This is a genomic window from Deinococcus sp. LM3 (genome assembly GCF_002017875.1).
GTDB lineage: Bacteria > Deinococcota > Deinococci > Deinococcales > Deinococcaceae > Deinococcus.
This window is the reverse complement of record NZ_MUFV01000001.1, coordinates 2,672,280-2,696,550: the sequence shown is the minus strand read 5'-3', so window position 1 is coordinate 2,696,550 and position 24,271 is coordinate 2,672,280. Positions and strand designations below refer to the sequence as shown.

The window sequence follows — 24,271 nt, the reverse complement described above, 5'->3', positions numbered from 1 at the left end:
CCGATTGAATGGCTTAAAAAGCCGTTCAATTCGAGCGGAGCGAGCAGGAGAAAAACGGATTCCGGGCGTGGAGTTGGCAGATCGGTGGTGTTCCGATCTGTTAACGAAACAAACGGAGTCCGTATGAGCTGATGCCCGCGCCGCCCGCTGACCATCCCTGGTCGCGGGCGGCGCCCTGTGGTCAGGTGGGCCGGAGAGCGACCTGAACGTGACTTTTTCGACACATGTAAGCGGCACGTAAGACGACAAGGGGTGTCATGATGAGGTATCCATAACGGTGTCCCTCATCCTGAAGCCAGCCTCGACACGTCTATACCGGAACTTTCATGCCAGAGCCTACTCCCCTTCCCTCACTGACGCTGAACCACCCGGTTCCCGTGCCCGCCGACGCGGCCGTGTACACCGGCATCAGCACCGACCACTATCCCTGGACGGAAGTGACCGCCGACCTCGCCGTCCGGCAGTCCCAGGAGTTCAGCGGCGTTTTCGACGCGTGGCAGGGGCCGCGCTGGGCGCGGTTCGTCTGGACGCGCGGCACGCTGCTGGGCGGTTTCACGCGCGCCGGACAGGGCCTGGGGTGGGCGGCCGCCACGCAGGGACTGCCGCGCGCCAGCGTCAGCCTGACCGAACTGTCACCCAGCCTGAGTGACCTGCTGTGGTCCACCCGCGCCGCGCAGGCCCGCGCCCTGCCCGGTGCGTGGCCGGACCCGCGCCCGGCGCTGGAACGCGAACGCTTTCACGGGCTGCTGATCTCGGGACCGCACTGCTCGTTCTGGTCGTCCGGGCGGGTGCTGGGCGGCGCGTTGCCGCTGGCCGGCGCGACCTGTCAGGTGTACTCGCAGAACACCGAGGCGAACCGGGACGCGCTGCTGGCCTTCTGGCAGGAGCTGCTGGGCCGCATTCACCGGGCCGTGAATCTCGACGCCACGTGGCGGCAGGTGACCATCCGGCTGGCCGAGCAGCACCCCTGCCTGGACCCCTTCGCGCAGGACGTGCACCTGGGCGGCGGCGTTCTGAGCGTGGACGACGAGGTGACGGTCAACGAGTTCCGGCCGGCGCTCGTGGCGGCCCTGGAAGCGACCCTGGCGCGGCTGGGGCAGCGGCTGATCGACCTGCCCGTCACGGACCTGCGTGACCGGCCCGAGTGGATGGCCGCCGGCCTGGAAGCCCGGTGAGCGCCCCGCAGTGGCCCGAGGGCCTGAACGACAGCACGCCCCTGCCGTACACCGTCTGGCGGGTCATGCATCACGTGGACGGCGTGCGGGACATCGCGGAGGTCGCGCGGCTGGCCGGGCTGACCGTCCCGGACGTGACCGAACGCCTGAACGCCGCCGCTCAGTGGATCAACCGCGCCGCGCAGCGCGAGCAGCAGGTCACGGACCAGACGGCCGACGTGGTCATCCAGTGCCTGATGCCGGTCGTCGGCCCGATGGCCGAGGTGATGGTGGACGAGGTCCTGGACGAACTGGGTGAACAGGCGACCCTCAGCGCGCTGCTGTCCGGACTGGCCCGGCAGCTGACGCCGGAGCGCGTCCAGCAGTTCGCCCGCAATCTGCGTGACCGGGGGATCACGTGACCCCGTCCCTGCCGCTCTCCTGGCCGTCGGTGGTGGCCTCCCGGCCCGATACGCGGTCCAGGACACGCCCGGGGCTGCATGGCCCGGCTCGTACGGATTCCGTCTGTTTCGCCCTCCACCCGCCAGGGCGCCGGGCTGTCGACCCCACGCCCGGAACCCGTTTCTCTCCTGCTCGCTCTTCTGCTCTCTCTTCTAAGGAGCTCTGCGAGTCCGCTCGGGTGCCAAGGTTCTGCAACCCTTTCGACCGGAGTCCGTATCACACTGCCCGTTTCACCCCGCCGCGCCGGAGGTCCCACCCGATGAACACGAACAAGGAACCGTCATGAAGTACACCGTCGTGATCCGGCAGCCCGTCGCCGACAACATGCGTCAGGTCCTGGAAAACCAGCTGATGGAACGGTTCGGTCTGAACGGCGAGCAGGCCCAGCGGCTCAGCGCGCGCCGTTCGGGCCGCCTGATGAAACCCACGGGCCGTCCCCGCGCCGAGCTACTGCTCAGCATGTTCCAGGCGGTCGGGGCGAACGTCTCGCTCGAGGAGGTCCGCGAGGAGACCAGCCTGATCAGCGAACCCTTCCAGGGCGTCGCGCCCGGCAGCGCCCGCCCGGCCACTCCCAGCCCGGCGTTCCCGGCCGCGCCGGACGACACGCTCATGGCGCCCACCAACCCGCAGCCGACCGCGTCGCAGGACATGGCGGACCTGCGGGCCTCGGCCATCTGGCCGGAAGTGAAATTCCCGGAGGACAGCGCCGCGTCGGTCCCGCGCGCCGACGATCCGTTCGGGGGGTTCGGGGCGCCCCTCGCGCCGGCTGCCGACACCGCCGACTGGCAGAACGCATGGCAGTCCCCGCCCGTCCCGGCCACCGGGGTGCTCGACATGGGCGAATTCACGCCCGGACTGGCCTTCGCGCCGCCCACTCCGGTCGTCCCGGACGCCGACCCGTTCGCGCCGCTGCCCACCGCCAAGGCCGGACCCGCCGCAGGCAGCGACCCGTTCGGTCAGCCGTCCGGCGCGGCCACCGGCAGCGTGACAGGCACCGGCATGGCGGGCAGCAGCATGGCGGGCAGCGGTATGACAGGCGGCAGCATGGCAGGGAGCGCGGCCATCATGGACCCCGTCGCGGCGGCGCCCGCCGCACCGGCCCAGGCGGACGTCTGGAGTGACTTTACCGGGGCGCTCAGCATGCCGGCCGCCGCCACCCCGGACGCCGCGCCGGACGTGCAGCTGCGGCCCATGGATTCCGTGGTGGTCACGCCCGTCGCGGACCTGAACGAGGTGGGCGCGCAGCGGCGCAGCAGCCTGGGCCGCCGCATGGCCGTCGGGGCGCTCGTGCCGCTGGGCCTGAGCAGCGCGCTGACGCTGGGCGTGCTGGCCCTGACCCTGCCGGGACTGCAGCAGTCGCTGGTGCAGCGCAACGCGCAGGCGATCGCGGTGGCCGTCGCCAGCAACATCGACCCGACACGCGGATACCAGAGCATCCCGCCGCAGCTGGACGCACTCGTGAACAACTCCAGCGTGGGGTTCGTGCAGGTCGAGTTGCGGGACGGCTCGCGGTACTTCACGAGTCAGACGCCCGCCGTGAACAACCTGCTGAACGCGCAGGTCAGTGACTTCATCCTGGAAAACCGCGGCCGCTCGGCGTTCAAGGCCGACCTGCGCCCCGCCGACGTGTTCGCGGCGCAGGCCGCCGAGATGAAGGAGATGGGCGGCACACAGAACGACATCGAACGCCTGGAACGGCAGGCGGCCGATGTAGCCAACCAGGAAGTGACCCGCGTGAACTTCATCGTGCAGCAGGTCACGGTCGTGCAGGACGGCGCGCGCCGCGAGGTGACCACTGGCCGCGCCGCCGAGAACGCCGACGTGCTGTACACCGTCGCGGTGGGTGTCGAGAACGGCGCGCAGGAGTCCGCATTGCGGCGCACGCTGGCGCTGGTGCTGCTGGTGTCGCTGCTAGCGCTGGGCATCGCGGCGTACCTCGCGCTGCGCGCCGCACGACTGGTCGTCCGGCCCATCGAGGAACTCGTGCGGGTTGCGGACGCCATCAGCATGGGGGACCTGTCCCGCCCGGTGAAGGCCGAACGCAACGACGAGGTCGGCGACCTCGCCCAGGCCCTGGAACGCATGCGCCTGAGCCTAGACTCTGCCATGGAACGCCTGCGCCGCCGCAAACGCGGCTGAACCGGTACCGCCAGCAGCGCCCCCACCTGTTACGGGTGGGGGCGCTGTTCAGCTATGAGATACGGTCAACTGACATCTTTCAGTTTTAGAAAAGGACGTCCAGCACGGCTTCTGACCTCAGAATGAGGGTGTGAAACAGAAGATCAACCGTGCTGGACAGCTTTATTCTGACATGTTGACTGCCTGCCCCCGAAAGCAGCATCGAGACAACATGCAGGTAGTGCTCAGCTGCTTCCTTGAAGCCCTTGGGATATCCCGCTTCCATGCGTCCACCGCCAAGTCCCCGGGCGCCATCAGCCGGTTCCTCAACTACCAGAACTGGTCGTTGCGTACCCTCATTCGAACCATCCGCCAGCATGCCCTGCGAACCTTCCAGGACAACCTCGGTGGACGCCGGGGGCGTCCACCGCTCGTCGAGATCATCGTTGACACGACCTCCATCTCAAAGGACGGCGCGTTCGCTGAACTGGATGGCTGGATCCACACCCTGAACAGTGTTCGTGGCCTCCATGTCGTCATGCTCTACATCTGCTGTGGTGACCTTCGCCTCCCCTGGGGCTTCAAGATCTGGCGCGGGAAAGGCTCGCCTTCACCGACGGACTTGGCGCTCCGGCTCGTCCGGCAGCTCCCATCCGAGGTGCGCACACGCACCAAACACGTGCATCTGCTTGCAGATGCAGGGTTCAGCAGCCAGGCCTTCATGCACGGTGTTCGGAACCTGGGCCTGGACTTCACCATTGGCATGCGAGCGGATCGCAGGACCATAGAAGGGCAACGTCTGAAAGACATCACCCGCCAACAGTGCCCAGTCACGCTTGCTGGCCTGCCTGACCTCCAGTTGTGGCTGTACTGGGTCTGGTTGCCCGCCAAGAAAGGAGAGAAGCGGGAACAGCGGTTCATCGTGTCCTCCAGGCAACGGACGCCTCAGACGGCCCGGCAGACCGGTCGACGTCGCTGGAAGATTGAAGCGCTGTTCAAAACACTCAAGAGCCGATTTGCCTTCGGCAAATTCGGGCAGAAGACCAAACTGGGCGTCTTACGCTATCTGTGCCTGAGTGTGGCCTGCTTCTTCCTCTGCCATGTTGAGCACCTTGACCAAACAGCGTCGGGCCAAGAGGAGACCTCTTGGCCCGACTGGGGTGCACTGGCTGGTCAGGTCAGGATGAAATTTGTCGGCTGGGTGCGGCTTTTTGAGCTGGAAAGAGAAATGGAGCGGATTTTAGCCGTCTGGGACGGCACTCGCCAGCATGCAGCTTAAAACTGAAAGATGTCAGTCAACAACCTATATGTTCAGCTGGCCTGCATGCCGTGCTTCATGTCACGGATCTGGTCGTGGCTGGCCTTCACCTGCGCGAACTGCCCTTCCACGAAGGTGCGGATATCGGCGGGCAGGTCGGCTTCCTTCAGCACGTCCTGGTAGTTCTCGACGGCGACGTCCTCGCCGCGCTCGGCCTCGGCGACCACCTGGTAGTCGTCACGGCCGGTCAGGGCGTCGCGGACGTTCAGCCAGGTGCGGTGCAGGGCCGCGCCGACGCTGCCGCCCTCGCGGGGTTTGTCGCCCAGACGGGCAATGTGCGCCTCGACCTCAGCCGCGAGGCGGGTGCGCTGGGCGCTGCGTTCCGTGAACAGCGTCTTGAGCTGGGGGTCAGTGGCGTGCTCGGCGGCGTCGGCAAAGCCCTTCTCGCCGTCGCGCAGCGTGCCGAGCAGGTACTGGAGTTTATCGAGAACGGTTTCGTTGTTCATGGTCATGGTGGTGCCTCCTGGGAAGTCGGTGGGGCGAAGTAGGAAAGGGGGGCCGTGAATACTGCAGAGGAGAAGGGTGGAGAAGAACCGCCGGCCGGACCTGGAAGACGGAAGAATCGGCCGCCCGGCCGGAGGGAAGTGCAACGATCAGCAGCCTACGGGCTGCGGCCGGGCCGGACATGACAGCCGTCCCAAGAGCAGGTTCACCCGGCATTGGGTCAGGGTTGCCGGAACTCACATGAAGGCTCCCCTGTCCCGGCAGCGGGACACGGGAACGGCCCGGAACGTGGTCTGCTGAGCGTATGGACCCCTGGCCCCGCCGCCCTGCCGTGACACCCCCAGCTGCCGGCCGTCCGCCCGTCCTGCGGATGGAGTGGCATGACCTGTGCTTCCTGCACTGGGCCGTCCCGGCGCAGGCGCTGCAACGCACGCTGCCGCGCGGAGTGCAGCTGGACACCCGCGCCGGTCAGGCGTACCTGGGGGTGGTGCCGTTCCGGATGGACGGCGTCGCGCCGCTGCACGTGCCGGACGTGCCGGGCCTGAGCGCCTTCCCGGAACTGAACCTGCGGACCTACGTGACCGTGAACGGCGAGCCCGGCGTGTGGTTCTACAGCCTGGACGTGACGCAGCCACTCGCGGCGGCGCTGGCCCGCACCTTCTTCCACCTGCCGTACCGGCACAGCCGCATGTGGGTGGACCGCCAGGGAGGCGTGACCCGGTACGCCAGCGAACTGCTCGCGCCGGGCACGCCGGGCGGGGGCCGCTTCGCCGGGGCGTACCGCCCGACCGGGGAGCCGCTGACCGTCCCCGCCGATTCTCTGGAGGCGTGGCTGACCGACCGGCTGAACCTGTTCTCGGCCGACCGGGCCGGGCGGGTGTACCGGGGCCGGATCGAGCACCGCGCGTGGCCGCTGCGCCGCGCCCTGGCGCAGGTGCGGGTGAACACCCTGGCCGACCCGCTCGGCGTGACCCTGACCGGCGAGCCGCACGCCCTGCACGCCGAACGACTGGACGTGCGCGCCCACTGGCTGGAACGGGTCCGCTGAGGACAGGCGCGCCGAGGAACAGTTCAGCCGGTCAGGTCAGTTCGAGCCGGAACGCTTCGTTCAGGCCGGCGGTCGCGGCGTCGCGGGCCACCTGCGGCGCGTGGTTCAGGGCCAGCACGGCGCGGTAGGTGCGCTGCGCCAGTTCACGGTCGCCCAGCGCGTCGCGGACCTGCCCCAGTCGCGCCAGGACCAGTCCCGGCAGGCTGCGCGGCAGGTCGTCGGTCAGGGCGTGCGCGGCCTGTTCCAGCAGCGCGCGGGCGCCGGGCAGGTCGCCCACGGCGAGGTGAATGCCGGCGGCGGCGGCGTCCAGTTCCGCGCGGGGCGTGACCCGGTCGCCCGCCTCGCGGTGCAGTGCGGCGAGCAGGCCGTTCAGGTCGTCGGTCTCGTTCAGCTGCCACGCCCGGTCGGCCAGGGCGCGCAGGCGGCTGGTCTCGCCCGGCTGGAAGGCGGTCAGGTCCGGCAGTTGCGCGCCGCTCAGGCGGGTCAGGAGGTCCGGGAGGTCGTCGAGCGGCGCGAGCAGCACGCCCCCCTGCCCTTCCAGTTGCGCGGCGAGTTCGTTCAGGCGGCGCTCCCGCCAGCGGGTGCCCGGCCCCTCATCCAGCGCGGCCTGCACGGCCAGCGTCTGCTCCTGCACCCGCGCCATGAATGCCGGGTCGAGCGCGCCGCTCAGGGTCAACGGGGCCGTCACGAGTTCAGCCAGGGCCGCCCCGGCGCGGCCAGCGGCGCGCAGTCGCTCGCGGCCCTGCGGGAACTGGTTCAGGAATCCCGTCAGCTGCTCGTACTCGGCGTCCGCCCAGGCCCAGTCGGCGAGCGGCAGGTCCGTGACGCTCAGGCGCGCGGCGGGCAGCGCGTCCCGCAGCGGGTGGTCCGGGTCGGGGCTGCTGGCCCACAGGACGCCCGGCGCGCCCAGGTGCCGCAGCGCCTCGACCAGCGTGCCGGCGTTGAACTGCGGGTGCAGGCGCAGCAGGTCGCCCAGGTCGGGCAGCAGCGTCAGCGGCACAGGCCCTCCGGCGGGGCGGCCCTCGGTACGTTGAATGGCATCCGCGTCAGTCTAGCGCGCAGGCCCGCGCGGGTCAGCTGCCCGCGCCGTTGCGTTTGCGGCCGCCGACGCGCACCACGTCGTCCACGCCGTCCACGGTCAGGATGGCGCGGCGGATGGCTTCCAGGTCGGTGTTACCCAGCACCGGCAGGCGCAGGTGAATCACGGCGACCTCCTCCATGCCCACCACGGCCTCCACCTTGGTCGGGCTGCGTTTCTCGCGGGCCAGGACGCCCAGCACGTCGGCCAGCAGGCCCGCGCGGTCCGGGCCGATCACGTCCAGGTCCACCAGGGTCGTGCCGGGCGTCCCGGCGTCCCAGCTGGCCGCCACGCAGCGTTCCGGTTCGTCCTTGAGCAGGCGGATCATGTTCGGGCAGTCGATGCGGTGCACGCTGACGCCGCGCCCGCGCGTCAGGTACCCCATGACCTGATCGCCCCGGATGGGGTTGCAGCACTGACTGAGTTTGGTGTTCGTGGTGAAGCCCTCCACGAACACGCCGCCCGGTTCCGGCGCTTTCGGGACGGGCGCGCGGCGCGCCGGGGCGCTCGCCTGCTCCTGCGCCAGCCGGGGCGACAGCACGCGGCCCACCGCGCTGGGCGTGAGTTTCCCGGCGTGCAGCGCGTGGTACAGGTCGTCCGGGTTGCGGGTGCCGAGCAGTCGGCTGGTCGCGTCCTCCAGCAGCTTGGTGCGCATGAGCTGCCGCACGGCCAGCTGCCGCTTGCGCAGGTAGCGTTCCAGCAGGTCGTGCCCGTGTTGCAGGGCCTCGTCGCGTTCCTGCTGCCGGAAATGATGCCGGATCTTCGCGCGGGCGCTGCGGGTCACGGTGAAGTTCAGCCAGTCCTTGCTGGGGTGGCCGTTCTTGCTGGTGACGATCTCGACCATGTCGCCGTTCCCCAGCCGGTACGAGAGCGGCACGATGCTGCCGTTCACGCGCGCCCCCACGGTCGTCTCGCCGATCCGGGTGTGAATGTGGTACGCGAAATCCACCGGGGTACTGCCCGACGGCAGGCTGATCGCCAGTCCCTTGGGCGTGAACACCCGCACCCGCTGCGACAGGATGTCGGTCTTCACGGCGTCCATGTAATCAGAGGCGTCGTTGATCTCGTTCTGCAACTCGCGCAGCTGCGAGATCCAGTTCTCGCGGTCCTTCTGCGCCAGCTGGTTGCCCTGCTTGTACATCCAGTGGGCGGCCACGCCGTACTCGGCGACCTCATGCATGCGCCGCGAACGGATCTGCACCTCGATCGGCTGCCCGCTCTGGCTGATCACGGTCGTGTGCAGCGACTGGTACCCGTTGGGTTTGGGCACCGCGATGTAATCCTTGAACCGCCCCGGCAACGGCGTCCACATGGAATGTACGATGCTGACCGTGTGGTAGCAGATGCGTTTCTCGCGGGTCGCCTCGGCCCGCTCGCGGCGCACGTCGTCCGTGCCGGGCGGCACGATCAGGTCCCGCGGGGTCAGCATCACCCGGATCGCCAGCAGATCGAAAATCTGCTCCAGGGCCTTGCCCTCCCGCTGCATCTTGTTGTGAATGCTCCACAGGTGCTTGCTGCGCCCGGCAATGTCGATGTCCGCCACCCACTCGGGCAGTTCCAGGTCGTCCTCGAGCGCCTCCTGCAGTTCCTTCACGGCGCGGGTGATCAGCGCGTCGCGTTCCTCCTGCCGGGTCCGCAGGCGCGACTGCAGGTACTCGTACTCGTCGGGTTGCAGGTACCGGAAACTCAGGTCCTCCAGTTCCCACTTGATCTGCCCGATGCCCAGCCGGTGCGCGAGCGGCGCGAAGATGTCCATGGTCTCCCGCGCGATCCGCTGCTGCTTGTCGGGCCGCATGCTGCCCAGCGTGCGCATGTTATGCAGCCGGTCGGCGAGTTTCACCACGATGATACGGATATCGCCGGTCATGGCGATCAGCATCTGCCGCAGGTTCTCGGCCTGCACGTCCCGCCCGGCGTCACTCACCTCGGCCGCCTGCGACCCCTGCTTGGAGAGCTTGCTGACCTTCGTCTCGCCCTCCACGATGCGGCGCACGTCCGGCCCGAACTGCTGCTCGATCAGTTCGAAGGTCACGTACTCCACGTCCTCGACCGTGTCGTGCAGCAGCCCCGCCATGATGCTGTCGGTATCCATCCCCAGCCGCGCCAGGATCACCGCGACCGCCACCGGGTGCGTGATGTACGGCTCGCCGCTCTTGCGGGTCACGCCGTCATGCGCGTCCCGCGCGAACACGAACGCCCGCTCGATGCCTTCCACTTCCGCCGGGGGCCGCGTCGTCACCAGTGCGCGCAGTTCACTCATGCCATGATCGCCGTCAGCCACGCCCCGCAGAATAGCGCCTGATACGGACTCCGATTGAATGGCTTGCACAGCCATTCAATCCGAGCGGAGCGAGTGAGAGCAACACGGGTTCCGGGCGTGGAGTCAGCAACCCGGTGTCGTTGCAGGTTGCTGATGAAATAGCCGGAATCCGATGAGCGCCGCGCACACCGACCTGCCCCTGCCCCACCCCACCAACGCATGAAAAACGCCCACCCGGAAGCGGGTGAGCGGTCAAGTGTCCGTGAGGAGGGAGCGGGAAACAGGAGGCCCCTAGCGGCGATCACGCACGCGCACGGGGATCGGCACCGGCTGCGGTTGCGGGCTGCCTTTCAGCACCTCGCGGAGCCAGTCAACAAATTCTCGCAGGCCCTTCATGCCTCCCAGTGTAATGACCAGAGCCTGACAGAGATGGCACGAAGCTTACGAAGAGTTCACACCCCGGACTCACACCCGCCGCGCCGTGCAGCACGCACTCCAGACAAACGTCCCGCCCCCGGCGAACAGGCGCGGGCGCCCCGCATCTGACAGACTCTGACAAGTGTCTGGCAGCAGGACCGTCACGTCAGCTCCAGCCCCCGCCGCAGCGCGTTCAGGGCGGAGGCCGTGAAGGTGCGGGCCACCGCCGAGTCCGGCGCGAAGCGTTCGAAGGCGTGGTACGCGCCGGGCACCTCCACGTACTCGCACGGCACTCCGTCCTGCTGGAGTCGCCGGGCGTACTCGCGGTCTTCCGGGCAGAACAGGTCGAGGGTGCCCACGCCGATCCACGCGGGCGGCAGGCCTTCCAGGCTCTCGCGGCGGGCGGGCGCGGCGTACTCGGGGGCACTGTCCAGGCGGGGCGGACAGCCCAGGTACGACGTCCAGCCCAGCACGTTCGACGCGGGCCGCCAGATGAACTCCCCGCGCTCGTCGTGAGTGTTCGCCAGGGCCGTGCGGTCGTCCAGCATGGGGTAGTACAGCAGCTGAAAGGCGGGCCTGACCTCGCCCCGGTCGTGCGCGAGTTGCGCCAGCGCGGCGGCCAGTCCGCCCCCGGCACTGTCTCCGACCAGCGCGATACGAGCCGGGTCGATCCCCAGCGCCTCTGCTTCCCGCGCCATCCACGTCAGCGCCGCGTAGCAGTCCTCCAATGGGCCGGGGAACGGCGTGCCCGGCGCGAGGCGGTACTCGACACCCACGACCACCACGCCCAATTCCCGTGCGTACGCCGCACTCTGCGGATGGTACGAGGCGGCCGACCCGGTCACGTACCCGCCCCCGTGAATGTTCAGGATCGCCGCCGCATTCGCCGATAGGTTGGGGGGCCGGTACACGAACACCATCACATCCGGCGCACCGGGCGGGCCGGGAATACGCCGCTCCTCGACCTCCACCCCGTCCGGCAGCGCGGGAGCCTTCGCGCGGGCCTGCATCGCCCCCATAACCGCCACGACGCCCGGCGAGAACGGCGGCGAGCGGAAGCGCACGAACGGAGAGCGCAACTCCGGATGCAGCCGGGCATACGAGGCGGCGCGTCTGGTCGAGAGGACCCACGCGCCCAGCACCAGCGCCGCCCCCACCCCCAACAGTCTTCCGGATTTCATGACTGATTGTCGCACCCGCCAGCCGTTAAGTAGTCCGCCAGTATGGATCGCGTCATAACCGTGAAGCAACGAGGTCGTAAAGCCATTCTAGGAGGATTTACCGAGAAAGCAACGGACGAATCCACAGCGAGTACCTACTCAATCATGCAAAATCAGCACAGATATACAAGTCGATCGCCAAATATAGGCTTATCTGTCTGTTGAAAAAACAAATTTTCCATGATATATATGCGGTATGGATCACATAGCATCAATGACGGATAGTTCTGTATACGAACTTTGCAAAGTTCACAGAGGCAGATTGCATTTTTGTATTATATCCATTGAATTAGACAGGTTGTCTGGATCGAATTCAGTTCTGTGTGATATTGATTTAGTAGATCGTGTCCCGGTCCGCGCTTTAATATCGGATGCCATGGCGGGGATCGCCCTATTCTTCAGAAAACACGCAAATGAATTGCCAAATGATGGATTCCGTGTTTATATTAAAGATATACAATCCACTACGGTTGACACATACCCAGATGACGGAAGAGTGTCATCATATATGGCAATGTTTAAACTGATATTTCCAGATAAGAAAGAGCCTGAATTGAGATACATGACCGAAGGCGAAGTTTGGTATATAGGCGGTCAATAAGATAACCGGCATAAGATGGAGTGCATTTGGCAGCACCTGAGGGATCGCCACTTGACAACACGTTCGCTTTTGAGCACAGAGAGGTTGCGATTTGCTGTTGAAGCCACCCACTAGGGAATGGCAATATGATGCAATTCACTCCCACAACCTATTTACACTGACGGCATGGCCCTGACCCTCACGCAACTTCGCCAGACGCTCGATGATATGGACGCCCCGGAACTCCGCGAGGTCCTCGTAGCCCTGTACCGCGCCAGTGCCGACAACAAACGCCAGCTGGCCGCGCTGCTGGAGGGCGACCACAGCGGCCTGCTGGACCGACTGGAAACCGAACTGGAAAAGGCGTTCCGCACGTCTGGTCGCCTTCCGACCATGAAGGTCGGCGGGGCGAAGAAGGCCCTGAGCGCGTACCTGAAGGTCGCTGCACCCGCCGACGCGCTCGACGCGGAACTGCGCTACGTGGAGGCGGGCGTGCTGTGCCTGCACGCGTACGGCGACTGGCCGGAGAACAACTACGCCAGCATGGAGGGCGTCTTCGAGGCGGCCCTGAAACGCGCGGCGACCCTCGACCACAAGGACATTCCCTTCAAGCGGCTGGAACGGCTGGTGTCGAACGCTGGCGCGTTCGGGTACGGCTTCTCGGATCAGATCGCGTACCTGTACGACGAGTTCCTGGAGAAACTGGAGGAGCCGGAGGACTGATACGGACTCCGATTGAATGGGCTGCAAAGACCGTTCAATCCGAGCGAAGCGAGTAGGAGAAAAACGGGTTCCGGGCGTGGAGCTGGCAGATCGGTGGTGTTCCGATCTGTCAGCGAAACAGACGGCAGTCCGTATGACCCCCGGCCCCTCCCCTGCCCCCCGGTTCAGTCCGCGAAGCGTTTCAGCACGTCGCGGCTGATGACGAGGCGCTGCACCTCGTCGGTGCCCTCGCCGATGCGGGTGAGGCGGTTGTCGCGCCACATGCGTTCCACGGGGTACTCCTTGATGTAGCCGTACCCGCCGAGCATCTGGATGGCCTCGTCGCAGGCTTCGACGCCGACGGTGGTGGCGTACAGCTTGGCGCGGGCGACCGGGACGGTGAAGTTCATGCCCGCGTCCTTGAGGTCGGCGGCCTTGCGGATCAGCAGGCGGGCGGCTTCGAGTTTGGTGTCCATGTCGGCGAGGCGGAAGCTGATGTTCTGGTTGGTGGCGATGGGTTTGCCGAACTGCTCGCGGCCCAGCGTGTAGCGGGCGGCGTACTCGAAGGCGGCGCGGCCCAGGCCGAGGCCCATGGCGGCGATGCCGACGCGGCCCCCGTCGAGGACCTTCATGACGTCCTTGAAGGCGTTGCCACGCTCGCCCAGCAGGGCGTCTGCGGGCAGGTGGATGTCTTCGAAGATCAGCTGCGCGGTGTCGCTGGAGCGCAGGCCGAGTTTGTCTTCCTTGCGGCCGATGCTGAAGCCCGTGACCTCGTCGCGGTTGAACACGAACGCGCTGATACCGTCGTTCTTGCCCTTGCCGGGGCGGGCGGGGTCGGTGCGGGCCAGGATGACGTACGTGCCGCCGACGCTGCCCTGCGTGATGAAGTTCTTGCTGCCGTTCAGGATCCAGCTGCCGTCCGGTTGCTCCTTGGCGTTGCTCTGCATGCCGCCGCTGTCCGAGCCGCTGCCGGGCTCGGTGAGGCCCCACGCGCCCAGCTTCTCGGCACTCGCCAGGGCCGGCAGGAACTTCTGCTTCTGCGCCTCGGTGCCGCCGATCAGGATGTGACCCTGGCACAGACTGTTATGGCTGGCGACGGTCAGGCACAGGCTGCCGTCCACGGCGGCGATCTCCTCGATGATCATCGCGAACGTGGCGGTGTCCAGCCCGGTACCGCCGTACTCCTCGGGCGTCTGCGCGCCCATGATGCCCATCTCGCCCAGTTCACGCACGATCTGCATGGGGAACTCGCTGGTCTGGTCACGCTCGGCCGCGCCCGGCTCGACCTTGTTCTTCAGGAACGACTTCAGGGCGCTGATGATCGTGCGCTGCTCGTCGTTCATGGGCTGCGTGTTCGGATTGCTGGCGTCGGGACGGTTCAGGGTACTGGTCATGGGGGGCTCCTTTGGAGGGGTTGATAGGTGATGGAGGAAGGGGGTGATCTTTCGACCATCAACCTTCAACCATTAACGGCTTCACACCTGGAACACGCCGACGCGGAATTCGTCCTGGTGGGGGTTCTGGGCGCAGGCTTCGAGGGCGCGGATCAGGCGGTCGCGGGTGTCGTTGGGCTCGATGATCTCGTCGACCCAGAGGCGGGCGGCGGCGTAGCGGGGGTCGAGTTCGGTGTCGTACTTGCTCTTGACCTCGTCGTAGAGGCGCAGGATGTCCTCGTCGTCGGGCTCGGTTCCGGCGCGTTTCAGGGCGGCGAGCTGGATGTCCATGAGGGTCTTGGCGGCGGCGTTGCCGCTCATGACGGCGTACTTGGCGCTGGGCCACGCGAACAGGAAGCGGGGCGCGTACGCCTTGCCGTTCATGGCGTAGTTCCCCGCGCCGAAGGAGCCGCCGGTGATGATGGTGATCTTGGGCACGACGGTGTTGCTGACGGCGTTCACGAGTTTCGCGCCGCGCCGGATGATGCCTTCCTGTTCGCTGTCGCGGCCGACCATGAAGCCGGTCACGTCGCTCAGGAACACCAGGGGCACGCCGGCCTGGTTGGCGTCCATGATGAACCGGGCGGCCTTGTCGGCGCTGTCGCCGTAGATGACGCCGCCGACCTCAATGCGGGTGCGCAGGCCGGGTTCGCCGCCGCTCTTGAGTTTCTTCTTGATGACGGTGCGCTGGTTCGCCACGAACGCCACGGGGTACCCGCCCGCGCGGGCGAAGCCGCACACGAGGGTCTCGCCGTACTCGGCTTTGAACTCGTGGAACTCGCCGCCGTCCACCAGGGCGGTGATGAGGTCGCGCACGTCGTAGGTCTTGCTGCCGTCGAAACCCACGAGGTCGGTCAGGTCGCGTTCCGGCGCAGGCAGCGTTTCCTTGCGGCGTCTGGCGAAGGGGGCGCTTTCGCCCTGCGCGTACAGGTCGGCCAGCGCGCGGATGCGCCTTAATGCGGCGGCGTCGTCGGGTTCCTTGTAATCCACGGTGCCGGCGATAGAGGCGTGCATACTGGCCCCGCCGAGGTCCTCGCTGTCCACGACCTGCCCGATGGCGGCCTTCACCAGCGCGGGCCCGGCGAGGTACAGGCCCGAACCCTCGGTCATGATCAGGGTGTCGCACATGACGGGCAGATACGCGCCGCCGGCCACGCAGTTGCCCATGATCGCGGCGATCTGCGGGATGCCGCGCGCGCTCATGCGGGCGTTCAGGTAGAACACGCGCCCGAAGTCGTCCTGATCAGGGAAGATCTCGTCCTGCATGGGCAGGTACACGCCTGCCGAGTCCACGAGGTACACGACCGGCAGGTGGTTTTCCAGCGCGATGGTCTGCGCGCGGATGACCTTCTTCGCGGTGATCGGGAAGAACGCTCCGGCCTTCACGGTGGCGTCGTTGGCGATGATCATCCACGGGCGGCCCTGAATCTGGCCGATCCCGGTGACGGTGCCGCCGGACGGGCAGCCGCCGACGTCCTGGTACATCTCCCAGCCGGCGAAGGTCATCAGTTCGTCGAAGGGCATGCCGTCGTCGAGAAGCTGGCGGATGCGTTCGCGGGCGGTCAGGCGGTTCTTGTCGTGCTGGCGCTGCTGGGCTTTGGAGCCGCCGCCAGCGTGGACGGTCAGGCGGTCGGTGGCGAGGCGTTCCAGGGCGTCCTGCCACGCGCTACGGGTGGGGGGCGCCGGGGGGGCGCTGGTGTCTGGCTGGGTCATTGTTGCCCACAGTCTAACAAACGGTCGTTAGGGTGTGGTGGGATTCACGACACACCCCCCGCATCCACCGGGACACGAGGGGCGCCGAGGGGGGAGCGGTTCAGGCGTGGACAGCCGCGCCAGTCTTCGCCTGCAACTCGTCCAGCGTCACGCCCGGCGCGAGTTCCACCAGCTTCAGGCCGTCCGGGGTGACATCCAGCACGCCCAGGTCGGTGATGATGCGGTTCACGACCCCCTGCCCGGTCAGCGGCAGGTCGCACTCGCGCAGGATCTTGTGCGCGTCGCCCTTCGCCACGTGCTCCATCAGGACCACCACGCGCTGCACGCCCGCCACGAGGTCCATCGCGCCGCCCATGCCCTTGACCATCTTGCCGGGAATCATCCAGTTCGCCAGGTCGCCCCGCTCGCTGACCTGCATGGCCCCCAGGATCGCGAGGTTCACGTGCCCGCCCCGGATCATGGCGAAACTGTCGGCGCTGGAGAAGAAACTGGCACCCGGCAGGGCCGTGACCGTCTGCTTCCCGGCGTTGATCAGGTCGGGGTCCACCTGCTCATCGGTAGGGAATGGCCCGATGCCCAGCAGGCCGTTCTCGCTTTGCAGCATGACGCTGACGCCTTCGGGAATGTGGTTGGCGACCAGGGTGGGCAGGCCGATCCCCAGGTTCACGTAGTAGCCGTCCTGCAGTTCACGGGCCGCGCGGGCGGCCATCTCGTCTCGGGTCCAGGGCATGGGTGACCTCCTTGAAGTCAGTAGGGGCGAAATTGTGAAAGTCAGGGGCAGCTTGCGGCGCGCTGGCCGGGCCTGTCAAGCGGCCCGACCCGCCGAATAGGACAAAGGCATCATGCCCCCCGCCCATCACAGGCACGTTTCAGGCAGGCTGATGGACAGTCCATGCCTTTCACGCACGACTGCGGCCCGCCTCCAGCATCCGGCAGAGGATGACGTGGTGATCCTCGAAGAAGGCGTGCGGGCGGGCCAGTGCGGCGGCCAGCGGGACGGGTCGCGTGCCGGGCGGCGGGGCAGCGACTCGGACGACGTGCGCGGTGGTGGGCCAGACCGGCGAGCGGGCCGGGTGCGCGAACACGGTGGCCTGGGCGGGGGGGTCGCCGGGCAGGAGGGGGGTGGCGGGGAGGGTCCACAGGCCGCGTCCGATGAGGCCGTCGCGGCGCGCGAGCCAGACCGTGTGCGGGTCGGTGTGCAGGTCCAGCCGCTCGTGCCGGGGCGTGGGCGTGCCGCTCAGGGAGGCGCGTGTGGCCTGCACGGCGTGGTACTCGGCGCTCAGGCGGGCGGCGGTGCGGCTGCGCAGGAAGTCGCGCAGGAAGGCCTGCACAGCTGGTGGGACGTGGGGCGGCACCTCTCCCCTGCCCAGCAGCGCGGCGCGCAGGTCCGTGGCATTCAGCACGCCCGTCCCGTCGGCGGTCCGGGGGGGGACGGGGTCGGCCTGCCACTGCGGGAACCAGCGCAGGTAACTGCTGCTGGCGTCCTTCTCGAAGCCGGTCAGGACGACCGGGCGCGGCCCCAGGCGGTCCAGGGCAGCGGCCACGGCGGCCTGCACGTGCGCGGCCCAGCGCGCGGCGTCGAATTCGTCGGGCAGGGGGTGCACGCTCAGGCGGCGGGGGTCGTGCCCGGCTTCGCGCAGCGCGGCGCGGATCAGGCGGGCGCGTTCCGGGGCGGTCCAGGGGTTGTGGGCCGAGCGGGCGAGGTTGGCGCTGCCGGTCAGGACCAGCAGGTGCGCGTGCCGGTCCAGCGCGGCCTGGATGGTGTGCAGGTGCGCGTCGTGCGGCGGCTGGAAGCGCCCGATGTACACGGCGAGCGCGCCGGGCGGGCGGGAGGCGGGCGGCACGGCTCCCCTTACAGTCCGTGGCGGTCGCGCAGGTCGGTGATCAGGGCGTCCCGACGGCCCTGAAGGGCGGCGCTGAGGCTCACGTGGTACGTGTGCGGGTTCAGCAGGCGGCGCGTGCCGTCCGGCAGGGCCGCCAGTTCCGCGTGCGCGCGGGCCTGCAACTCCGGCAGGCTCTCGGGGGGGCGGGTGCGTTGCCCGGCGTCCATGACGGTCACGCGCGGGTCGAACCAGTCCAGGCCGTCCGGCAGGCGGCGCGAGCGCAGCGGGTTGGCGGGGTCGCTGACGCGCCCACCGGCCTGCGGGGCGGCCTCGTCCTGCCCGGCCACGACGTCCAGCGCGTACCGACCCGCGCCGTCACGGGCGCGCCAGACGCGTTTGGTGCCGGGCACGCTGGTCTTGGCCGGGTCGCCCGTGAGTTTCATGCGGTCCTGCCCGCCCAGCGCCACGAGTTTGTACACGCCGCCCAGCGCGCCGCCACCGTCGCCGCCGCCCGTGGCGAGTTGCGTGCCGATGCCGTACACGTCCACGCGCCCGCCTCCCTGGATGACGCTCTGGATCACGAATTCCGACAGGTCGTTACTGGCGATGATCCGCACGTCCGGGAAGCCCGCCCCGTCCAGCGCGGAGCGCACCTGCGCGGACAGGTACGCCAGATCGCCGCTGTCGAGCCGCACGCCGCGCAGTTCATGCCCGGCGGCCCGCAGTTCCCGCGCGACGGTCAGGGCGTTCGGGAGGCCGCTGCGGAGCGTGTCGAAGGTGTCGAGCAGCAGCGTGGTGGCGTCCGGGTACAGCGCGGCGTACGCGCGAAAGGCGCTCAGTTCGTCCGGGAAGCTCTCGACCCAGGCGTGCGCGTGCGTGCCGGTCACGCGCAGGCCGTAGCGGGCGGCAGCCTCCACGTTGCTGGTGCCGCTGGCCCCGCCGATCACGGCGGCGCGGGCCGCGCCGAGCGCGCCGTCGGGTCCCTGGGCGCGGCGCGCGCCGAACTCCACGACCTCGGGCCCGTGCGCCCCGGACTGCGCGGCGTGCAGGCAGCGGGCGGCCTTGGTGGCGATCAGGGTCTGGAAATTCAGGACGTTCAGCAGCGCCGTCTCGACGAGTTGCGCCTCCCAGAGCGGGCCGCGCACGGTCAGCAGCGGCTCGTGCGCGAAGACCACGCTGCCCTCCGGGAAGGCCGTGACGCGCGCCGTGAACCGCCAGCCCCGCAGCGCCGCCAGGAAGTCCGGGCGGAACAGGCCCGTCCCCTGCAGGTACGCGAGGTCTGCCTCGCCGAACTGCAGGCCGCTCAGGTACTCCAGGGCGGGTTCCAGTCCGGCCCACACGGCGTACCCGCCCCGGTACGGCGCGCGGCGGAACGACAGGTCGAAGGTGGCGTCCTGGGTGTGCAGGCCACTGGCGAAGTACCCCTGCATCATGGTCAGCTGGTACAGGTCCGTGAACAGCGCCGGGCCGAACGTGCCGGGGGGGGTCACGCGGTCTCCCGGTCGCGTAGCGGCTGGCCGCGCGTCTCGATCCCGACCGCCCACACGCACGCGGCGGACAGGACGAACAGCGCCGCGAACACCGTCAGCGCCTGCACCAGCTGACCGCCCAGCAGCAGCGCCCCCGCGAACGGCGAGATCAGGCTGCCCAGCCGCGCGAACGCGCTGACCATGCCCATCCCGGAGGCGCGCAGCAGCGTGGGGAACAGTTCCGGGGTGTAGGCGTACAGGGCGCCCCAGGTGCCCAGCAGCGAGAACGACAGCAGCGCCGAGGTCAGCAGCACCCCGGTCGGCGTGCCCGCCAGCAGGAACAGGTACGCGCCCAGCGCGCTGACCAGCATGAAGCCCACCAGCGTGGCGCGGCGGCCCACCCACTCGACCAGCAGGCTGGACAGCAGGTAGCCCGGCACCTGCGCGGCGGCCAGCAGCAGCGTGGTGGCGTACGTCTCACTCAGTTCGAAGCCGTTGGCGCGCAGGTAGGTGGGCAGCCACGAGAAGATGCCGTAGTACCCGAGGCTCATGCCGAACCACGCCGCGCCCATCAGCAGCAGCCGGTCGCGCAGAGCCGGCCCCAGCAGTCCCGCGAAGCGTGAGGCGCGCCGTGGAATGGGCAGCGGCGGCGCCAGCGGTTCGGGCGGCAGGGCGCGGCCGTTGCGGCGGCCCAGCTGCGCCAGCGCGGCGCGGGCCTCGTCCATGCGGCCCCGCGCCGAGAGCCAGCGCGGCGAGTCCGGCACGCCCAGCCGCACGAACAGGCCCGCCAGGCCCGGCAGGGCCGTCAGGGCCAGCAGCCAGCGCCAGCCGTCGCCGGCGGGCAGCCACGCGGCCGTGGCGGCGGCCAGCAGGGTCAGGAGCAGCGTCCCGATCACCCAGAAGCCTTCCACGATCACCAGAAAGCGGCCGCGCTGGGCGGCAGGCATGAATTCGGCCATCAGGGCGTAGTCGACGGGCATGGTGCCGCCGATGGCGAGGCCGGTCAGGACCCGCGCGGCCAGCAGCACCCACACGTTCGGCGCGAACGCTCCGAGCAGGCCGAACAGCACGCCCAGCGTCACGGTGGTCAGGAACACGGGGCGGCGGCCGAAGCGGTCGGCCACGCGGCCCCACAGCGGCGCGCCGATCAGCATCCCGGCGAAGGTCGCCACGGTCAGCAGCGTGACGGTGGGCGAGTCGTCCGGCAGACCGAAGTGCGCCTGCACGCCGTTCAGGGCGAAGCCCATGACCAGGACGGCCATGGCGTCGGCGGCGAAGGTCAGGCCGCAGATCAGCAGCAGACGGTACTGGAAGGGTCCCAGACCCAGGTGTTCGATCACCTGATCGACCGTCCGGGTGTCCGGGGGCGGCGCAGCCACGGCGTCGTCCGGGAGACGCAGGCGGGTGGGACGGTCGTTCACGTCTGTCAGTGTAGGGGCAACGGGGCGCCCGCGTGACATGACCTGCCAGCCACGGGGCCGCGCCGGACACGCGCGGCGGGCCGTGAAATACTGCCGCGCATGAGTATGCAGCAGACCATCCGGCGTGAACTGGCTGTCCAGACCCGCATCGAACCGGCGCGGGAGGTCGAGCGGCGCGTGGCGTTCCTGTGCGAGTACCTGCGGGCGTCGGGCGCGCGGGGCTTCGTGCTGGGCATCAGCGGCGGGCAGGACAGCACCCTGGCGGGGCGGCTGTGCCAGCTGGCCGCCGAACGTCTGCGTGCGGAAGGGACGGAGGCGACCTTCATGGCGGTGCGCCTGCCGTACGGGGTGCAGGCCGACGAGGCCGACGCGCAGCGTGCCCTGGCGTTCATCCGCCCGGACCGCCGCGTGACCGTGAACGTCAGGGGCGCGGTGGACGCCGCTGCGGGCGCTGCCGCCGCCGCGCTGGCAGAGGCGGGTGCGGGCGGCGAACTGCGTGATTTCGTGCGCGGGAACATCAAGGCCCGCGAGCGGATGGTCGCGCAGTACGCGCTGGCCGGGCAGCTGAACCTGCTGGTGGTCGGCACCGACCACGCCGCCGAGGCGGTCACGGGGTTCTTCACCAAGTACGGGGACGGCGGCGTGGACGTCACGCCCCTGACCGGCCTGAGCAAGCGCCAGGGCGCGCAACTCCTCGCGCACCTGGGCGCCCCCGAGGAGACGTGGCAGAAGGTGCCCACCGCCGACCTCGAAGACGACCGCCCGGGCCTGCCGGACGAGCAGGCGCTGGGCGTCACGTACACGCAGATCGACGATTACCTGGAGGGTCAGCCCGTGCCGGACGAGGTCGCCGCGAAGCTGGAGCGGATGTACCTCCAGACCCGCCACAAGCGCGCCGTGCCGGTCACGCCGTTCGACGCGTGGTGGCAGGAGGCGTAAACGCACGGGAGGTCACACTGGTTGGACGTTCCAGTGTGACCTCGTGCGCGGCCGACCCTACCCGGCGCGGACGGTGCGCTGCTCGATGCGCTTCTCGGGCGTGGCGTTCAGCACCACGCGCTGCACGAAGATGCCGGGGGTGTCCACGTCGTCCGGGTCGATCTGCCCGACCTCCACGATCTCCTCCACCTCGGCGACGGTCACCCGACCGCAGGTTGCCACCATCGGGTTGAAGTTCCGCGCGGTCTTGCGGTACACGAGGTTCCCGGCGCGGTCCGCCTTCCAGGCCTTCACGAGGGCCACGTCGGCGACGATGCCGTGCTCCAGGATGTACGTCTGCCCGCCGAAGTCCTTGTATTCCTTGCCCTCGGCGACCAGGGTGCCCACGCCGGTCTTCGTGTAGAAACCGGGAATGCCCGCGCCCCCGGCCCGCATCCGTTCGGCCAGGGTGCCCTGCGGCGTGAATTCCAGTTCGAGTTCCCCGGCGAGGTACTGGCGTTCGAATTCCTTGTTCTCGCCGACGTAGGAGCTGATCATCCGGCGGATCTGGCGGGTCTGGAGCAGCAGGCCCAGGCCCCAGCCGTCCACGCCGGCGTTGTTGCTGACGGCCGTCAGTTGCTGCGCGCCGGTGTCGCGCAGGGCCAGGATGAGTTGCTCGGGAATGCCGCACAGGCCGAAGCCGCCCACGGCGATGGTCTGGCCGTCGGCCACGATGTCGGAGAGCGCCGCGTGGGCGTCGGGGTACACCTTGTTCATATGGGCTCCAGTGTAGAACGAACGGTCGTTAGGGAGTGGGGAGGATCCGCAGGAACCCGTCCAGCAGCGCGCGGAAGGCGGCCGGGTCCTCCTGCGGGAACCCGTGCCCCCGCCCGGACAGGACCGTGGCCTCCACGTTCAGCGCCGCCGCCTGCGCCCGCACCATGTCCGGCGTGATCAGCGGGTCCAGTTCGCCGCCCACCACCAGGGTCGGCAGTCCGGCCAGCCGCGCCGGGTCCACCCCCCACGCGGCCAGCGCGCGAGCGTTCCCGCTGTAGTGCGTGGCCGCCATGTTCGCCCCGTCTGCCAGCAGGTCCGCGAAGTTCGCGGGGCGGCTCGACGGAAACAGCGCGCTCAGGCTGGCCTCCAGCAGGGCCGGGGTGGAGCGCAGCAGTTCCAGCACCGGGTAGTTCTCCTCCGGCGTGACCAGTCCGTTCAGGGGCGCGCTGGCCGCCAGGACCAGCCCCGACAGGGCCTGCGGGTCACGCGCGGCGACCTCCAGCGCCACCGCGCCGCCCAGCGAGTGGCCCAGCAGCACGGGCCGCGTGACCTCCTGCGTGCGCAGCCACTCCTGAAGCCAGTCGGCGTACCCGGCGATCGAGACCGGCCCCGCGTAGGGCGTGCCCGCGAAGCCCGGCAGGTCCGGGGCCAGCACCCGCCACCCGGCCGGCGGATCGGCCCGCAGGTCCACCCACCAGCGGGCCGAGGCGAAATTGCCGTGCAGGGCCACCAGGGTCCGGTTCCTGCCTTCATCAGGCATGCCGGACCTCCGCCGCGTCCAGCGCAGGCGGCATCGGCGCCGTGCCCAGCAGGTCGCGCAGGGCGTCCGCGAAGGCGTCGGTGTCGGTCAGGGCGCCCAGGTGCCCGCGCGGCGAGTCGAATTCCAGGTGGGTGTGCGCCACGCCCGCCGCCCGCGTCTGCGCGGCGAAGTCTCGCATCTCGGCGGCGGGGAAGAACTGGTCGCCGCGCACGTTCACGCTGAGCAGCCGCGTGCCGTGCTCGCGCCAGCGGCGGCACAGGTCGTCCAGCGGGGCGACCTCCCGCAGGTCGTGGGTCTGCACGGCCCGGCCGATGTCCAGCACATGACTCAGGTCGGCGGTCACGGTGCGGGTGCGCAGGTAGGTGTCCACGTCCCCGTCCCGGAACAGCAGGTCCAGGCCGTCGGCGCCCAGCCCGAAGAAGGTGATCAGGCGCAGCGTCTCGTGCAGGCCGTCGCGGCTGCCGGCAGCGGCGCGCAGCAGCGGGCCGAACACGCCGCGCAGCACCGGCCCGGCGACCGGGCTGGTCGCCACGGCCGCCACGCGCGGCGCCAGCGCCGGGGTGCGGGCCGCCCACTGCAGCGCCTGCATCCCCCCGAAGCTGGGCCCGACCACCGCGTGCCAGCGCGGGGCGTTCAGGGCGCGCAGCAGGCCGCACTGCGCGGCGTGCAGGTCCGCCATCGTCCAGGCCGGGAACCGCTCGCCCCACGGCTGCCCGTCCGGGTGGGGGGTGGCGGGGCCGGTGGTCAGCACCCCGGCGTCGCGGGCCTGCACGTTGCCGGGGGTGTTCACGCACACCACGTGGTAACGGTCGGTGTCCAGCGCCCGCCCCGGTCCGATCAGGGTGTCCCACCAGCCGGGCGTGCCGTCCGGGTTCGGGCCGGCGGCGCGCATGGTGCCGGTGTAGTGGTGGCAGACCAGCACGGCGTTGTCGCGCGCCGCGTTCAGGGTGCCCCAGGCGCGCCCGCCCAGTCGCAGCGGCACGCTCACGCCGCGCACGGGCAGCGCGCCGCGCAGTTCAAAGGCTCCGGGGGAGTCGCCGGGCGTCCAGGTCCACTGACTGTCTCGCATCGCGGTTCAGGGTAGGGGGGCGGCGTCACTCGCCGGTTACAGGCCGCGCCGGGGGCCGGTGTAACGCGCGTGTGACGCGCCGGTCCT

At 69.2% G+C, this 24,271-nt stretch carries 20 protein-coding genes; 7 read left to right on the top strand and 13 right to left on the bottom strand.

Going from position 1 to position 24,271, the window contains the following annotated elements; all coding sequences use genetic code 11:
- The first annotated feature begins 326 nt into the window (after window positions 1–326).
- The 4 genes from BXU09_RS12695 to BXU09_RS12680 all read left to right on the top strand — a co-directional run bounded on the left by BXU09_RS12695 (window position 327) and on the right by BXU09_RS12680 (window position 5,013).
- Complete coding sequence (locus BXU09_RS12695; protein WP_078303453.1) at window positions 327–1,175, top strand: hypothetical protein; 849 nt, start codon at window positions 327–329, stop codon at window positions 1,173–1,175.
- Window positions 1,172–1,576 carry a hypothetical protein gene (locus tag BXU09_RS12690; RefSeq protein ID WP_078303450.1) on the top strand — a complete coding sequence of 135 codons (405 nt, stop codon included), beginning with the start codon at window positions 1,172–1,174 and terminating at the stop codon, window positions 1,574–1,576. The genes BXU09_RS12695 and BXU09_RS12690 overlap by 4 nt, the downstream gene beginning before the upstream one ends.
- Before the next feature lie 322 nt (window positions 1,577–1,898).
- The gene (locus BXU09_RS12685) at window positions 1,899–3,755 is read left to right on the top strand and encodes a HAMP domain-containing protein (protein WP_078303448.1); all 1,857 of its coding nucleotides are present in this window, start codon (window positions 1,899–1,901) and stop codon (window positions 3,753–3,755) included.
- Window positions 3,756–3,885: 130 nt separating this feature from the next.
- Window positions 3,886–5,013 carry a transposase gene (locus BXU09_RS12680; protein WP_078303445.1) on the top strand — a complete coding sequence of 376 codons (1,128 nt, stop codon included), beginning with the start codon at window positions 3,886–3,888 and terminating at the stop codon, window positions 5,011–5,013.
- A 32-nt stretch (window positions 5,014–5,045) separates the two neighbouring features.
- Here BXU09_RS12680 and BXU09_RS12675 read toward each other — a convergent pair whose 3' ends face one another.
- Complete coding sequence (locus BXU09_RS12675; protein ID WP_078303442.1) at window positions 5,046–5,504, bottom strand: PA2169 family four-helix-bundle protein; 459 nt, start codon at window positions 5,502–5,504, stop codon at window positions 5,046–5,048.
- Window positions 5,505–5,800: 296 nt separating this feature from the next.
- Here BXU09_RS12675 and BXU09_RS12670 point away from each other — a divergent pair, with 296 nt between their 5' ends.
- The gene (locus BXU09_RS12670; protein WP_240501231.1) at window positions 5,801–6,544 is read left to right on the top strand and encodes a DUF2071 domain-containing protein; all 744 of its coding nucleotides are present in this window, start codon (window positions 5,801–5,803) and stop codon (window positions 6,542–6,544) included.
- 31 nt (window positions 6,545–6,575) lie between these two features.
- Here BXU09_RS12670 and BXU09_RS12665 read toward each other — a convergent pair whose 3' ends face one another.
- The 3 genes from BXU09_RS12665 to BXU09_RS12655 form a co-directional block, all read right to left on the bottom strand.
- Window positions 6,576–7,544 carry a hypothetical protein gene (locus tag BXU09_RS12665; protein WP_078303437.1) on the bottom strand — a complete coding sequence of 323 codons (969 nt, stop codon included), beginning with the start codon at window positions 7,542–7,544 and terminating at the stop codon, window positions 6,576–6,578.
- A gap of 73 nt (window positions 7,545–7,617) precedes the next feature.
- On the bottom strand, window positions 7,618–9,882 hold the full coding sequence (locus BXU09_RS12660; RefSeq protein ID WP_078303434.1) for a bifunctional (p)ppGpp synthetase/guanosine-3',5'-bis(diphosphate) 3'-pyrophosphohydrolase: 2,265 nt from the start codon (window positions 9,880–9,882) through the stop codon (window positions 7,618–7,620).
- A gap of 578 nt (window positions 9,883–10,460) precedes the next feature.
- Window positions 10,461–11,480 (bottom strand): alpha/beta hydrolase, encoded by a 1,020-nt coding sequence (locus BXU09_RS12655; RefSeq protein WP_240501230.1) that lies wholly within the window; start codon window positions 11,478–11,480, stop codon window positions 10,461–10,463.
- 805 nt (window positions 11,481–12,285) lie between these two features.
- Between BXU09_RS12655 and BXU09_RS12650 the strand changes: the two genes are divergently transcribed.
- Window positions 12,286–12,822, top strand: coding sequence for a hypothetical protein (locus tag BXU09_RS12650; RefSeq protein ID WP_078303431.1), 537 nt, complete (start codon window positions 12,286–12,288; stop codon window positions 12,820–12,822).
- A gap of 164 nt (window positions 12,823–12,986) precedes the next feature.
- Here BXU09_RS12650 and BXU09_RS12645 read toward each other — a convergent pair whose 3' ends face one another.
- The 6 genes from BXU09_RS12645 to BXU09_RS12620 form a co-directional block, all read right to left on the bottom strand.
- Window positions 12,987–14,195: an acyl-CoA dehydrogenase family protein gene (locus BXU09_RS12645; RefSeq protein WP_078303428.1), complete on the bottom strand. Its 1,209-nt coding sequence runs from the start codon at window positions 14,193–14,195 to the stop codon at window positions 12,987–12,989.
- An 81-nt stretch (window positions 14,196–14,276) separates the two neighbouring features.
- Window positions 14,277–15,947 (bottom strand): acyl-CoA carboxylase subunit beta, encoded by a 1,671-nt coding sequence (locus tag BXU09_RS12640; protein WP_078303425.1) that lies wholly within the window; start codon window positions 15,945–15,947, stop codon window positions 14,277–14,279.
- Between the two features lie 100 nt (window positions 15,948–16,047).
- The gene (locus BXU09_RS12635) at window positions 16,048–16,677 is read right to left on the bottom strand and encodes a CoA transferase subunit B (RefSeq protein ID WP_078303423.1); all 630 of its coding nucleotides are present in this window, start codon (window positions 16,675–16,677) and stop codon (window positions 16,048–16,050) included.
- A gap of 169 nt (window positions 16,678–16,846) precedes the next feature.
- Complete coding sequence (locus tag BXU09_RS12630; RefSeq protein WP_078303420.1) at window positions 16,847–17,791, bottom strand: hypothetical protein; 945 nt, start codon at window positions 17,789–17,791, stop codon at window positions 16,847–16,849.
- 8 nt (window positions 17,792–17,799) lie between these two features.
- A complete protein-coding gene (locus BXU09_RS12625) occupies window positions 17,800–19,260 on the bottom strand; it encodes a nicotinate phosphoribosyltransferase (protein WP_276205840.1) in 1,461 nt (486 codons plus the stop codon).
- The gene (locus tag BXU09_RS12620; protein ID WP_346417573.1) at window positions 19,257–20,660 is read right to left on the bottom strand and encodes an MFS transporter; all 1,404 of its coding nucleotides are present in this window, start codon (window positions 20,658–20,660) and stop codon (window positions 19,257–19,259) included. The genes BXU09_RS12625 and BXU09_RS12620 overlap by 4 nt, the downstream gene beginning before the upstream one ends.
- A 99-nt stretch (window positions 20,661–20,759) precedes the next feature.
- Here BXU09_RS12620 and nadE point away from each other — a divergent pair, with 99 nt between their 5' ends.
- Complete coding sequence (gene nadE / locus BXU09_RS12615; protein WP_078303414.1) at window positions 20,760–21,599, top strand: ammonia-dependent NAD(+) synthetase; 840 nt, start codon at window positions 20,760–20,762, stop codon at window positions 21,597–21,599.
- A gap of 57 nt (window positions 21,600–21,656) precedes the next feature.
- Here the strand turns inward: nadE and BXU09_RS12610 are convergent, their stop codons facing one another.
- Genes BXU09_RS12610 through BXU09_RS12600 form a run of 3 tightly spaced genes read right to left on the bottom strand, consistent with a single transcriptional unit; the run spans window position 21,657 to window position 24,184 of the window.
- Window positions 21,657–22,355 carry a CoA transferase subunit A gene (locus tag BXU09_RS12610; protein WP_078303412.1) on the bottom strand — a complete coding sequence of 233 codons (699 nt, stop codon included), beginning with the start codon at window positions 22,353–22,355 and terminating at the stop codon, window positions 21,657–21,659.
- A gap of 28 nt (window positions 22,356–22,383) precedes the next feature.
- Window positions 22,384–23,115, bottom strand: a complete 732-nt coding sequence (locus BXU09_RS12605; protein WP_078303410.1) for an alpha/beta hydrolase — start codon at window positions 23,113–23,115, stop codon at window positions 22,384–22,386.
- Window positions 23,108–24,184: an alpha/beta fold hydrolase gene (locus BXU09_RS12600; protein ID WP_078303407.1), complete on the bottom strand. Its 1,077-nt coding sequence runs from the start codon at window positions 24,182–24,184 to the stop codon at window positions 23,108–23,110. Before BXU09_RS12600 ends, BXU09_RS12605 begins: the two co-directional genes overlap by 8 nt.
- Between the last annotated feature and the right edge of the window lie 87 nt (window positions 24,185–24,271).